The organism is Parabacteroides sp. AF27-14, assembly GCF_003635425.1.
In the GTDB taxonomy this organism is placed as follows: domain Bacteria; phylum Bacteroidota; class Bacteroidia; order Bacteroidales; family Tannerellaceae; genus Parabacteroides; species Parabacteroides distasonis.
Map to the genome: position 1 here is coordinate 70,577 of NZ_QTLZ01000014.1, position 13,601 is coordinate 84,177.

Here is a 13,601-nt window from a genome sequence, read left to right on the forward strand (position 1 = left end):
AATAAACTATACTTTTATAGAAAAACTATTTATACTGTTCTGCTTCGCTTAATTTTGGATTGGATCGTTTTTAGATTTGGATAAGGATGTTATTTGGAAATTAAGTCGTTTTTCTCTTATTCTTGTTGATTTGATGATGAATAGGAAGTGTGACAATTTTATTAACTAAATAATGAATGTTATGAAACAATTTGATTTTTTAGTATTGCTAATAGGCTCTATTGCTTGTTTTTCTTGTAGTGATGATATTTCTACTTGTGAAAATTCTTTTAAAAATAATTCTTGTCAAGATCAAGGAGAGATAGAGATAGCTTTGCCTAATAAGCCAAAAGACATTATTACGTTATCTAATGGTGTGCAGCTCGCAAAATGTGATAGTATTTATATTTTAGATGGAGATATAATTTTGTCTAAAGAGCAACTAGCTTCATTAAATTCAGTTCCTCAAACTAAATCGGCATATATAACGGCATTATCAAAACGGTGGCCGGGTAATGTCATTTTTTATACGATGTCTTCTGGATTTTATGATACTAATACTGTTCAGCGTGCTATAAACCATATAGAGACGAATACTAGCATTCGTTTTTGGACAAAGGTTGATGGCATTTCTGACTATGTTAGTTTTGTAAATGGCGATGGTAATTTTTCTTATGTGGGAAAGATGGGAGGAATGCAGTTAATAACAATATATAAAAATAGTGGTATGGGGACAGTGGTTCATGAAATAGGGCATGCTTTAGGTTTGTTTCATGAGCATAATAGAGCTGATAGAGATAGTTATGTGACAATAAATTGGGGAAATATCAAGAAAGAGTGGCAGTATGCTTATAAAAAATATACAGATGAAGGCTATCAAGGTTCTGATCTAGGTTCGTTTGATTTTAATTCGATAATGCTTTATTCTTCTATAAATTCGTTTGCAGTGGATATTAGCAAACCGACTATGACAAGAAAAAATGGAACCACTTTTTCAGGCCAAAGAGATGGATTATCTAATGGAGATATTGCTGGTGTCAATCGTATGTATGGTACAACAGCACCGAATGATATAATATATTTTACAAGAGAATGGGATGAAAATTCTAGTAATATGGGGAGAGCTTATCTGAAAAAATATGTGGAATATACATTTGTGACACGTCTACCAGTTCAGAAGGATGAAATTATTTATATTTCTTTATATGAGGAAGGTAATGGTAGTGGGCAAGAGTATTATCCACCATATGAACATACAGAGCAAGTTAAAATGCTTAAAGGATCTAGAGTTATAAAATATACTGTTATGACAGAAAGTGGATGGCAGAATTCTTCGGATTGGTATAAAGATATTAAGACTGTTACAGGAATCAGATTACCATTTACCCGTCAGAGTTAATCGACATGTTTTTATCTAAATTGATGATTTTACTTAAACGAGTTTAATAACTAAGTGTTTTATAATGTATTTACATAGTGGATGCTATTCTTTCTGCCTAAGTTTTTGAAGGATAGAATATAAGAGAAGATGAACCCCGGACGTTTTTTTAAAACTTTTGAGGTTCACCTTCGTTTTTCTGATTTGGAAATATTTATTTGTCTAGTTAAAGATATAACGAATGCCTACCTGTAATTGCCAGCAATTGGAAGAATCATTGTAATTAGCGAATGATTCGGTTGGAAGAGCGTTTTCAGCTTTATTATAGTATAAGGAGTATGTTGGGACCATTTGGTCATTGACTCCTTCGTAATTTAGGATTCTACCATTATTAGCTGGTGCTGCATTTTTTGTTACTCCCCAAGAGTGATTTAATAAATTGCCTACATTTAAAATATCAAAGCTAATTTGTAAGATGTTTGTAGATTTTCCTGCCTTTATCTTAAAATCTTCAGAAATCTTGATATCGAAACGATTTATCCATGGCATTTTTGCAGCATATGCTTCTGCATATTCACCTTTATGTTTTTTCAAATATGGATCTTGATTAATAAAATTCCAGAAAGCATCAGCCTGCTGAGAGGCAGTAAAGCCATTTTTGTCAACGAATGTTAACTCGTCTTTCGATTTCGGGATATAGATAAGGTCATTAGTCTGACCATCTTGATTCATGTCATTATTATAAGTATAGCTATATAATCCTGAATTATATCCGGAATAGTATAATCCGAAGTTTAACGCTGCAGATTTACATAAATCTAAACTGTAGGTTATAGAGGCAATAACTCTATTAGGGGTTAAATACTGTGAGTTATGCAAACCTAGCAAATTCGGGCCATCTACAGACGGAAGATTCTGCCATGCTGAATAAGCTTGTGATCCAGGGTTACCGGAGATTTCTTTTGCGATAGTGTGTGTATAAGAGGCCATCAAGAATAAGTTCTTAACAGGCTCTGAATTAGCAGTAAAGTTCAAGGTCGCTCCATAGCCTTTATGTGTGTTGGTTAATACCATGGCACCTCCGGTTACATTGGACGCAACAGCTGCATTTTTGCTACTTTCGTAATAATAACGATTGTCTGGCCCATTAAATCGACCTAGCAAAGAAGGGTCTTTTACATTGTAATTCTCTTGGCATACGGCATTTATGTCTTTATTGTACATAGCTTCTACTGTTAATGCCAATGGGAATGATACCGGTAATTGGTAATCTACGGCCAAAGCGGTTTTCCATACTTGTGGTAATTTGAAATTGGGATCAATGCCGACAATAGCAGCTCCTTTTATATCTTCTTTTGTTTGATAATTCGGGGTATTGGGTAAACCTAATGTATTGATCATTTGATTTACATCTGTGATGACACCACCTTTTAAAGCTTCGAGCTGTTTGCTATCTGTTATTTGTACGGTATTCTGTAGCATTCCTGCATTAGTAGGCATGTTTGTGAAGAACACCAAAGGAATGCGTCCCGTGAAAATACCTGTACCTCCACGAAGTTTCAAACTCTGATCGCCTTTGATATCCCAATTAAATCCGATACGCGGAGAGAACAATACATTTGCTTTTGGCCATTTACCGGTATCAATATGGCGTCCATTGAAATCGATATCCAGATAACCTTTATTCGTCTCTAGACTATTGAGGTAATTCAACATATCTAAACGGATTCCGTAAGTTAATTTGAAGCGATCTGAAATGTTCCATTCGTCTTGACCATAAATCCCTGATTGTGCGAAAGAAACCGATGCCTCTGGATTGGCTTCTCCATTATAACCGTATGTCAATCCAAATGCAATGGGGGCGGATCCGTTTTTGAAATCGTCAAAGGATGCGTATTTATAATAACCTGTACCAAAGCGCATGAAATTATTAAGAGCTTTTTGATATTCGAAAGATATACCTGCTGTGATCCTGTGATCTCCCAATATGATATTTAAATTGTCGTTAACATTGAATATCTTGTTTTGTACTTTATTATTCCAAGAGAACAACTCATATCCTGCGCTCATAAATGCTTGTCCATCCCCATCCCAAATGTCAATATGGGGAAACGGACTGGAATTTGAACTACGGACATCTTCTATATTAGAGTAAGTTAATAATAGCTTGTTTGAGATCTTATCGTTGAATCTACTATTTAAATCAGCCGTAAAGGACATCACATTATTGTCCATCATGTAGCAATTATTTTTAAAAGCCATTGCATACTCTGAGATACGGCCAGCGGTTGTTCTTGTTCCTACTGTAGAAGAAGCATTAGTTCCTAAATCTTGTGAGTTTGTTGTGTAATTATAGCGAAGACTTAATTTATGGGCATCGTTTATATTCCAATCTATACGTGCTAAGACTTTATAATTCTTTGTTCCCCCATCATAGTTTGTATATGAACCCGGTTCATATCCATATTTATCTCTTAAAATGGAGGCGAAGTTTTCCATGTCTTGTGCAGTGACACGGGATATATTTTCTTCTTTGTTTCCAACACCATCATCAGAAAGTCTGAATTTTGTAATGGGTGATGGGGAATTCTCGTATTCGCCATTAACGAAGAAAAATAATTTATCTTTAATAATTGGACCTCCAAGTGTCACACCGTAAGTCGTTGTGGATTCTGGTGCACGAAGTCCTAAATCATAATCTCCAACTTTATTCCCTCGCATGTTTTGATTACGAAGAAAAGCGTAAGCAGATCCTCGAAACGAATTTGTTCCACTTTTAGTAATAGCGTTGATACCACCGCCAATAAAGTTCGATTGGCGAACATCAAATGGGGCAACTACTACTTGTACTTCTTCAATTGCATCTAATGAAACAGGGTTACCTCCACCGGGAAGATTGGAAGATAAACCGAAATTGTTGTTTAGATTGGCTCCGTCAATCGTAAAAGAGCTCATACGACCATCACGGCCGCTAAAAGCGTTTCCACTACCTGCATATGGCGAAAGGCGGGTGAAATCTGTAAGACTACGGTTAATTGAAGGTAACATTTTTAGTTGGGTATTGTTGATGTTTGTCACAGCCCCGGTTTTCTCTCCTGAAAATTTAGATTTGGATGCAACCACTACTACTTCGTCTAAAGCCGCAGATGACTCTTGCATTGTTACATCTAGTATATAATTTTCCCCAAGTTTTAGTGTGATATCTCTGTAAATAGCCGTTTGATAACCGACATATGAGATAGTCACATTATAGGGACCTCCAGTGCGCATACCTTCGAGCGAGTAACGCCCGTCAATATTGGTAATGGTTCCATACTTCGTACCGGAAGGTTCATGGACTGCCAAGATGGTTGCTCCAATGACTGGTTCATCTTGAAATACGACTTTTCCGCTCATACTGGCTGTTGTCATTTGAGCATTGACCGAAAGAGTGAATAGGAAACTCAATACAGCCAAAAAGAATAGCGTCTGTAAATGTCTGTTCATAATTAAAATAGTTTAATGTAATAAAAACTTTTGCAAAGTTATGGTTTGTTTTTCAATAATATGTTACATACTTGTTGCTTTTTGCATCCTACATCGAATTTTAACAGGTTCTTAAATAAAAAGTGTTTTTTAGTTTATATCTTTGTAGTCGTTAAAAAGATCCTAAATGAAGAATATCTATATTAGCTATCTAGCAAGTCTGTTGTGTTTTTTGTTGGTGAGTTGTAGGGCTTCTGTTGATTCTAGAGATCGTTATGTCGTAGTTTTATCAATGGACGGTTTCCGCTCTGATTATCCGTCACGTGCTCATACTCCGACGTTGGATTCTTTGGCGAATGTGGGGGTTCGCTCCACGTTTCGCCCGTGTTATCCCAGCGTGACTTTCCCGAATCATTATAGCATGGCTACCGGATTGCATCCGGATCACCATGGTTTGGTAAATAATTTCTTTTATGACGCGGAGCTTGACAGCTCATACCGGATGGGAAATCTTGATCCGCAATTTTATGGTGGAGAACCTATTTGGAATACGGCGGAACGCCAAGGGGTTCGTACCGCCTCGTTCTATTGGGTAGGTAGTGAGGTGCCTTTAGAGAGTGGCCAGCCTTCAATATGGAAGCCGTTTGATAAATCGGTTCCTTTTTCAGATCGTGCTGATTCCGTGATCTCTTGGCTGAAGTTGCCGGAAGATGTGCGTCCTCATTTGATTATGTGGTATATGGAAGAACCGGATGCGATAGGTCATTCCGCTACCCCGGATTCGTCGGCGACCTTGGATGTGGTGGAGAACTTGGATAAAGTCTTGAATCATTTTTTCACGGAAGCCCGTCAGTTGGATATTTTCGATAAGATCGATTTTATCGTTCTTTCGGATCATGGAATGGCCACCTATTATCCCGAGAAATATGTGAACTTGAATGATTATCTACCCCGGGATAGTTTCGATTGTGTTTTTGATGGCGTTCCTACATTATTATATCCCAAGAAAACCTATGTGGATACTGCCTATGCGATTTTACAGAAAGTGCCGAATATAACCGTATGGAAGAAAAACGAGATTCCTGAGAAATTTGTTTACGGAAAGAATCCTCGAGTTAGTGACTTAGTTGTTTCTCCACATATTGGAACGTATGTAGAATTCCGAGAGAAATCATCTCCCCGTTATGCGGCGACACATGGTTACGATAATTTTACGCCGGAGATGGAGGCCATATTCTATGCGGCAGGTCCCTCGTTCAAGAGACATGCGGAGGTCCCGCAAATGGCGAACGTGAACCTTTACTTGATGATTGCCCGTTTATTGAATATACAACCTGCTCCGAATGACGGGGATAGCGCTGTCGTTCAGCAGCTATTTAAATGATAAGATTGATGCTACCATCTCATTTGACATGACATTACTGCAACCGCCGTGCGGTAATACTGCGGCGGTCTTGCGGTAATTGATGCTTTATTGATATTTGCGTGCCATCTTACGCATGAAGGCGAGACTGCCTTTGGCTAAGGCATCGGCATTGTATTTAGACGGACGCCACAAAGATACGGCTTCCGCCATACCGGGAACAGAATTGGAGAAATTCTCCAAAACTAAATTCCCATTGAAATCGATTTCCTGTAGTCCCCGGAACAAATCATCCCAGCGTACGTTTCCCTCACCCAGCATTCCCCGGTCACTTTCAGTCATGTGAATATGGCGAAGCCGGCTGCCAGCCGCAATAACCGGTTCATAAAAACTCGTCTCTTCTATATTCATATGGAAAGTATCCAGATGCAAAGACAAATTCGGTGCGTTTACGCATTTGATAAAGCGCAAGACTTCCTCCGCAGAGGTACACATATAACTTTCATAGCGATTGATCGGCTCGATACCGATCGTGATTCCAGATCGGGCGGCGTATTCGGCAACCTCTGCCCATACCTCACAAAGTGTATTTTCTTCTTCTTGTGTTCGCTGTTTGCCGGAAAAGACCCCGATACCGGAATGTAAGACACCTCCCAAGTAATCAACCTCCAGTTCGCTCGCTTTATCCAGTGCCTCCTTGATCAGACAAGTCGCTTTCTTGGGATAAAAAGGAATATGCGCTTCTTTGGGAAGATTGAGAGAACAAGTCGCCTTCAATCCGTGTTGTTTCAATTGTCGCTTTACGGTTGGAGCATCGAACTCCATGGAAGGAGGCAATAAAATTTCCAGTAAATCAAAACCGGCGGCAGATGCTTGCTGGATAGCGAAAAGACCGGCTTCTGGTGTCCACATAGGTGGTATCCAAGAAAGAATGGAAGCTCCGAAAGTAGGATTCATAATCGTATTGTTTTTATTTCGTTAGGGTTACAAAGTAAGTGTTTTTTTGAAGATTTCATTGCGAAGAAAGTGAAATCCTTCGCAATGAAATATCATAAATGTCATTTAAAAATAAAAGTTGGTACCCGGACAGAAGATAGGGTGGCTGCTGGTATTATCAATTTCAATCTTATTTTCTCTAGCGAGCCAACCGATAGCGGACCATAGATCCGCATCTGTTAGAGCGGATTTTGCTCTCAACGCCTCAAAACTCCAATGTTGGCCATCTGAAAGCAAATTCCAGATAGCTCCTGCATTTAATCCGATCGATCCTTTTGTCATGATAAAATCTGTTTTTATGTTTATGGTATATAGTGCTTATATTGTTATAACAGATAATATCCGGTAAAAGTATGTTGCGTTGAGATAAATAATCTAAAAAACAAAAATCTCTTGATGCGTTGAATTTTATTCCTTGAAGTCAGTGAATATGGATTCATCATATACATTGTGTTCCTTTTTATCGTGGAATGGATACCATACTTGGGCAAAGAATGGATTTCCTTTAGCGATCTCGTCGTAATTCCAAGGGAGAGGTAAACATTCCGGGCACCAATGGCCTCCTAATAATACTAATGTGGGAGAGGCCTTAAAACGGTGACCGAATTGGCATTCCCAATCGAGTGGAGTCGATAAATCTCCTTTTGTCATGGCCGGTGACAAGCATTTTCCTCCCCTGAATTCCGCGGCTTTACGCATATCCTCGATATCCCATTCCGATTTAGGCTTACTTTCATCATAACCATGATCCAGAAAGACGGGTGTTTCGGAGGGGCGTTCTGTCCGGATCTTATCCCAACCCGGGATTGCTAGCCAATCCTCATACGAGCCAAAATATGCGGATATACGATCTTGGTGTTTGTTCTTGATCCAGTTACGAGTACCCAGTCCCGGCTTTTTAGCGATGGCTCCCATACCCAGTTTTATGAAGATAGGGGGGACGATCTTTGCTAGGTGGAAATACCAAGGGACTTGGCTGGCCATCCATTTAAAATAATCGTCGCAAGTTTGGTTACTGCGGAAATGCAGATATCCTTCCAATAGATCTGAATCGGTATACCATTGTCCGTGGAAATTACGGATAGCGAACCAGTTCGGTTCGAATATTTTCTCTGGGGCGGGACAGCCAATCGCTTTTAACAATTTACTCTCAAACTCATAATTCGTCAGGCGGAAAGACGGGCCGCTACTAATATTATAGAAACGGTTCCAAAACTCATCCGGCACCTCCTTCTCGCATACATTCGCTAGTAAGCGACCGGAATCCTCGGCGGTAGCCCATTCCAGCACGCCGTCTAGCGGTACGTGGAATGTGATTGGGTCCGAACCCTTGAATAATAATTCGGGGCATAAGATACCGGTTTGGCGAAGGCACGCCCAATGTTTAATACCCGACTCCACGAAAATACGTTCGGCTATTGTCTTTGAGATGGCATAATGATCATAGACACTTATATTGATCGGATCTCCCGTACGTCCCCAATGAACAGGTGCGTTACGGTGGCCGGTTTGCGCCACGGAGCCGATATAGACTACCTTGATCCGGTCTGAGTTCGGTTGTGCTTTTACGGCATCCACGATATATTGGGCGGCGGTCGTGTTTACTTTCAAGGTTTTTTTAGGGAAATAATCCGCTGCCGGGGAAACCATTCCACCTACATGCAATACGTAGTCTGCCCCCATTACTCCATTTAAGACATCTTGATAATTTGTCAAGTCTCCCCAAACGATACGGATCCCTGCCATGGCCTCATATGCGGCTAATTTCTCTTTATTGATTTTGCTTGGGCGAGCCAAAAGTGTTATATTAAAACGATCTAGCCGCTTGGACAACTCGACCAATCCGGCATGCCCCATCGTCCCGGTGGCTCCGGTCAGAAAGACGGTCTTTTTACTTTTCATGATATAATTTAGTGTATAATAAAAGACTTAGGATACTATCGGGTAGCGAAGGTATATAAAAAAAAACTCCCAACCAATAGATTGAGAGCTTTTGTAGTGGATACGAGAATCGAACTCGTATTACATGCGTGAGAGGCATGTGTCCTAACCGTTAGACGAATCCACCATTTAGGTGTCATTGTTTTTGTTTGACGATGCAAAGGTAGATATATTTTTTAATTCTGCAATAGTTGAACCGAGTTTTTTTGAAGAAAAAGTGTGTTTTTTATCAAAATGCCAAGAAAACGGGGAGAATACCACTAAAAGGCGTTAAAAGTAGTTGCGATTTCATTGTTTTTTCATTGTCGGTACTGTTTATTTATTCTACCTTTGCCATCTGTAATTGAACAAAATAGTATTGAACATTACTAATACCAGTTTAATAAACAACTAATATTATGGCAGAACTTAAAGAAAAACTTTTCTCAGAATTCGCTCCTGTGTCTACTGAAGAGTGGATGGCGAAGATAACGGCCGACCTGAAAGGGGTACCGTTTGAGAAAAAGCTTGTTTGGAAGACAGGCGAAGGATTTAATGTAAATCCTTTCTATCGTGCAGAAGACATCGAGGGTTTAAAGACTACAGAGTCTCTTCCCGGTGAATTCCCTTATGTTCGTGGAACGAAGAAAGACAACGATTGGAAGGTACGCCAGAACATTGAAGTTTGCTGCTTCAAGGGTGCTAACGAGAAAGCACTTGACCTTTTGACGAAAGGTGTTACTTCTCTTGGGTTCATCATCAAAGGTGATGAGGTGAACGAGGAGAATATAGCTACTTTATTAGAAGGTATTTGTCCGGCTTCCGTAGAATTGAACTTCAACACTTGCAACTGCAAAGCGGAGAAGTTGATCGGTATCTTGGCTGACTACTTCAAAGGCAAGGGTGTCGACGCAGAGAAGTGCTACGGTTCTGTAAACTATGACGCTTTCAAGAAACCTTTAGTAAAAGGTAAAGAAAACAGTGAGTGGGTAGAAGGTGCCGCAGCTGTGCTCAAAGCTGGACAGGCTTTGCCTAACTACCGTGTATTGGCTGTAAATGCGTTCCTTTTCAACAATGCTGGCGCTTACATTTCTCAGGAATTAGGTTACGCCTTGGCTTGGGGTAACGAATTGATGGCAAAACTTACCGAGGCTGGTTTCACCGCTGACGAGGTTGCCAAGAAAATCAAATTCAATTTTGGTATCAGCTCTAACTACTTCATGGAAATCGCTAAGCTCCGTGCGGCTCGTTGGTTGTGGGCCGAGATCGTAGCCGCTTATAAGCCGGCCTGCGAATGCGCTTGCAAGATGGTTGCTCACGCACAGACTTCAGAGTGGAACATGACGGTTTACGATGCTCACGTAAACTTGCTTCGTTCTCAAACTGAGGCTATGTCTGCCGCTCTTGCCGGCGTAGACTCTATCACGGTTCGCCCGTTTGATAAGATTTACCAGACTCCAGACGATTTCTCTGAGCGTATCGCACGTAACCAACAATTATTATTGAAGGAAGAGTGCCACTTGGATAAGGTCGTTGACCCGTCTGCCGGTTCTTATTATGTAGAGGTATTGACGAATTCCTTGGCTGATGTCGCTTGGAAGTTGTTCTTGGAGGTTGAGGAAAAAGGAGGATTCTCCGTTGCCGTGAACGCAGGTGAGATCCAAAATGCCGTTAACGCTTCGAATGTAGCTCGTAAGAAAGCGGTTGCTACCCGTCGTGAGATATTGTTGGGTTCTAACCAGTATCCTAACTTCACGGAAGTAGCTGCCGATAAGATTCAAGAAAAAGGTTCTTGCTGTTGTGGCGGTGGTCATTGCGGTGAGGCAACGATCCCGGCTCTAGATTTCTCTCGCGGCGCTTCTGAATTCGAGGCTTTGCGTATGACGACAGAGAAGAGTGGCAAGACTCCGAAGGTATTTATGTTGACGATAGGTAACTTGGCGATGCGTTTGGCTCGTTCACAGTTCTCCGCTAACTTCTTCGCTTGTGCCGGATATAAGATAATTGATAACTTAGGCTTCGATACGGTTGAGGCTGGTGTTGAGGCTGCTGTCAAGGCGGGTGCCGAGATCGTGGTTCTTTGCTCTAGTGATGACGAGTATGCAGAATTCGCTCCTGCCGCTTACAAGGCTTTGGCCGGACGTGCCGAATTCGTTGTAGCCGGAGCTCCTGCTTGCGCGGACGACTTGAAGGCTCAAGGTATCGACCAGTTCGTAAATGTAAAGAGCAATGTGCTTGAGACATTGAAAGCATTCAACGCTAAATTAGGAATCGCTTAAGTATAAACAATTATGAGACCAGATTTTAAAAACATAGATATAAAGAATGCCGGATTCGCAGCTACAAACGCTGCCGAATGGGCAAAAGCCAATGGCATCGAGCCCAATTGGAAAACACCCGAGCATATCGAGGTGAAACCTGTATATACAAAAGAAGACTTGGAGGGTATGGAGCACTTGAACTATGCTTCCGGTTTGCCTCCTTATCTACGTGGCCCGTACAGCGGTATGTACGCTATGCGTCCTTGGACAATCCGTCAGTACGCAGGTTTCTCTACCGCTGAGGAGTCTAACGCTTTCTATCGCCGTAACTTGGCTTCCGGTCAGAAAGGTTTGTCCGTTGCGTTCGACCTTCCGACTCACCGTGGTTACGATGCCGACAACGAACGTGTGGTTGGTGATGTAGGTAAAGCGGGTGTATCTATCTGTTCCTTGGAGAACATGAAAGTGTTGTTCGATGGTATTCCTTTGAACAAGATGTCTGTTTCCATGACCATGAATGGTGGTGTGCTTCCGGTATTGGCATTCTATATCAACGCAGGTTTGGAGCAAGGAGCTAAGTTGGAGGAAATGGCCGGTACGATCCAGAACGATATCTTGAAAGAGTTCATGGTACGTAATACCTATATCTATCCGCCTGAGTTCTCCATGAAGATTATCGCTGATATCTTCGAGTACACCTCTCAGAAGATGCCGAAGTTCAACTCTATCTCTATCTCCGGTTATCATATGCAGGAGGCTGGTGCTACGGCTGATATCGAGATGGCTTATACGTTGTGCGACGGTATGGAATATCTTCGTGCCGGTATCAACGCCGGTATCGATGTGGATGCGTTCGCTCCCCGTTTGTCATTCTTCTGGGCTATCGGTGTAAATCACTTCATGGAGATCGCCAAGATGCGTGCGGCTCGTATGTTGTGGGCGAAGATCGTGAAGAGCTTCGGCGCTAAGAACCCGAAATCATTGGCATTGCGTACACATAGCCAGACTTCCGGTTGGTCATTGACCGAGCAAGATCCGTTCAATAACGTAGGACGTACTTGTATCGAGGCTATGGCCGCTACATTAGGACATACACAATCTTTGCATACGAACGCATTGGATGAGGCGATCGCTTTGCCGACCGACTTCTCTGCTCGTATCGCTCGTAATACACAGATTTACATTCAGGAAGAGACTAAGATCTGTAAGGAGATCGACCCGTGGGCTGGTTCTTACTATGTAGAGTCTTTGACGAATGAGTTGGTACATAAAGGTTGGGCATTGATCCAAGAGATCGAGAGCATGGGTGGTATGGCGAAAGCCATCGAGACAGGTCTTCCTAAGATGCGTATCGAGGAAGCTGCCGCTCGTACACAGGCTCGTATCGACTCTGGTGTTCAGACCATCGTTGGTGTTAACAAATATCGTTTGCCGAAGGAAGATCCGATCGATATCCTTGAGATCGATAATACAGCCGTACGTAACGAGCAGATCGCCGCTTTGAAGGAGTTGCGTGCTAACCGTGACGAAGCCGCTGTTCAAAAAGCTTTGGCTGATATCACGGAGTGCGTGAAGACGAAGAAGGGCAACTTATTAGAGTTGGCTGTTAAGGCTGCCGGCTTGCGTGCGTCATTGGGAGAGATCTCCGATGCTTGCGAGGTGGTTGTAGGTCGTTATAAAGCAATCATTAGAACTATTTCAGGCGTGTATTCATCAGAAACTAAGAAAGACGCAGACTTCCAGAAAGCTTGCGAGCTTTGCGAGCAATTCGCTAAGAAAGAAGGCCGTCAGCCTCGTATCATGATCGCTAAGATGGGTCAGGACGGACACGACCGTGGCGCTAAGGTTGTCGCTACTGGTTATGCGGACTGTGGTTTCGACGTAGATATGGGACCGTTGTTCCAGACTCCGGCCGAGGCTGCCCGTCAAGCTGTGGAGAACGACGTTCACGTAATGGGCGTTTCTTCTTTGGCCGCTGGTCATAAGACGTTGGTTCCGCAGGTTATCGAGGAGTTGAAGAAACTAGGTCGTGAGGACATCATCGTTATTGCTGGAGGTGTAATCCCGGCTCAAGACTATGATTTCTTGTATAAGGCTGGCGTTGCCGCTATCTTTGGCCCGGGTACTTCCGTATCGAAGGCAGCTTGCCAGATCCTTGAGATCTTGTTAGGCGAATAAATGGAGTTTAGACCTTACGGTTTTTAAATAAAGAGAGGCTGGACAATTGATTTTGTCCGGC

At 41.9% G+C, this 13,601-nt stretch carries 8 protein-coding genes and 1 tRNA gene; 4 read left to right on the plus strand and 5 right to left on the minus strand.

What is annotated here, in order from left to right:
• Positions 1-181: 181 nt before the first annotated feature.
• The gene (locus tag DWY79_RS14490; RefSeq protein ID WP_158593851.1) at positions 182-1,378 is read left to right on the plus strand and encodes a M12 family metallopeptidase; all 1,197 of its coding nucleotides are present in this window, start codon (positions 182-184) and stop codon (positions 1,376-1,378) included.
• Positions 1,379-1,579: 201 nt separating this feature from the next.
• Here the strand turns inward: DWY79_RS14490 and DWY79_RS14495 are convergent, their stop codons facing one another.
• Positions 1,580-4,843: a TonB-dependent siderophore receptor gene (locus tag DWY79_RS14495; RefSeq protein ID WP_122369574.1), complete on the minus strand. Its 3,264-nt coding sequence runs from the start codon at positions 4,841-4,843 to the stop codon at positions 1,580-1,582.
• A 166-nt stretch (positions 4,844-5,009) separates the two neighbouring features.
• Between DWY79_RS14495 and DWY79_RS14500 the strand changes: the two genes are divergently transcribed.
• Positions 5,010-6,206, plus strand: a complete 1,197-nt coding sequence (locus DWY79_RS14500) for an ectonucleotide pyrophosphatase/phosphodiesterase (RefSeq protein ID WP_233563990.1) — start codon at positions 5,010-5,012, stop codon at positions 6,204-6,206.
• An 87-nt stretch (positions 6,207-6,293) separates the two neighbouring features.
• On the opposite strand, the gene DWY79_RS14505 is transcribed toward DWY79_RS14500, so the two are convergent.
• From DWY79_RS14505 to DWY79_RS14520, 4 genes are all read right to left on the minus strand, one after another.
• Positions 6,294-7,142: a sugar phosphate isomerase/epimerase gene (locus DWY79_RS14505; protein ID WP_122369575.1), complete on the minus strand. Its 849-nt coding sequence runs from the start codon at positions 7,140-7,142 to the stop codon at positions 6,294-6,296.
• Positions 7,143-7,247: 105 nt separating this feature from the next.
• On the minus strand, positions 7,248-7,463 hold the full coding sequence (locus DWY79_RS14510; protein WP_005854120.1) for a winged helix-turn-helix domain-containing protein: 216 nt from the start codon (positions 7,461-7,463) through the stop codon (positions 7,248-7,250).
• A gap of 126 nt (positions 7,464-7,589) precedes the next feature.
• Positions 7,590-9,083 (minus strand): NAD(P)-dependent oxidoreductase, encoded by a 1,494-nt coding sequence (locus tag DWY79_RS14515; RefSeq protein ID WP_122369576.1) that lies wholly within the window; start codon positions 9,081-9,083, stop codon positions 7,590-7,592.
• A 94-nt stretch (positions 9,084-9,177) separates the two neighbouring features.
• Positions 9,178-9,249, minus strand: a tRNA-Glu gene (locus DWY79_RS14520).
• Between the two features lie 271 nt (positions 9,250-9,520).
• On the opposite strand from DWY79_RS14520, the gene mutA reads away from it, so the two are divergent.
• Together mutA and scpA are read left to right on the plus strand one after the other, a co-directional pair.
• The gene (gene mutA / locus DWY79_RS14525) at positions 9,521-11,380 is read left to right on the plus strand and encodes a methylmalonyl-CoA mutase small subunit (protein WP_048927514.1); all 1,860 of its coding nucleotides are present in this window, start codon (positions 9,521-9,523) and stop codon (positions 11,378-11,380) included.
• A 12-nt stretch (positions 11,381-11,392) separates the two neighbouring features.
• A complete protein-coding gene (gene scpA / locus DWY79_RS14530) occupies positions 11,393-13,540 on the plus strand; it encodes a methylmalonyl-CoA mutase (protein ID WP_048927515.1) in 2,148 nt (715 codons plus the stop codon).
• Positions 13,541-13,601: the final 61 nt, after the last annotated feature.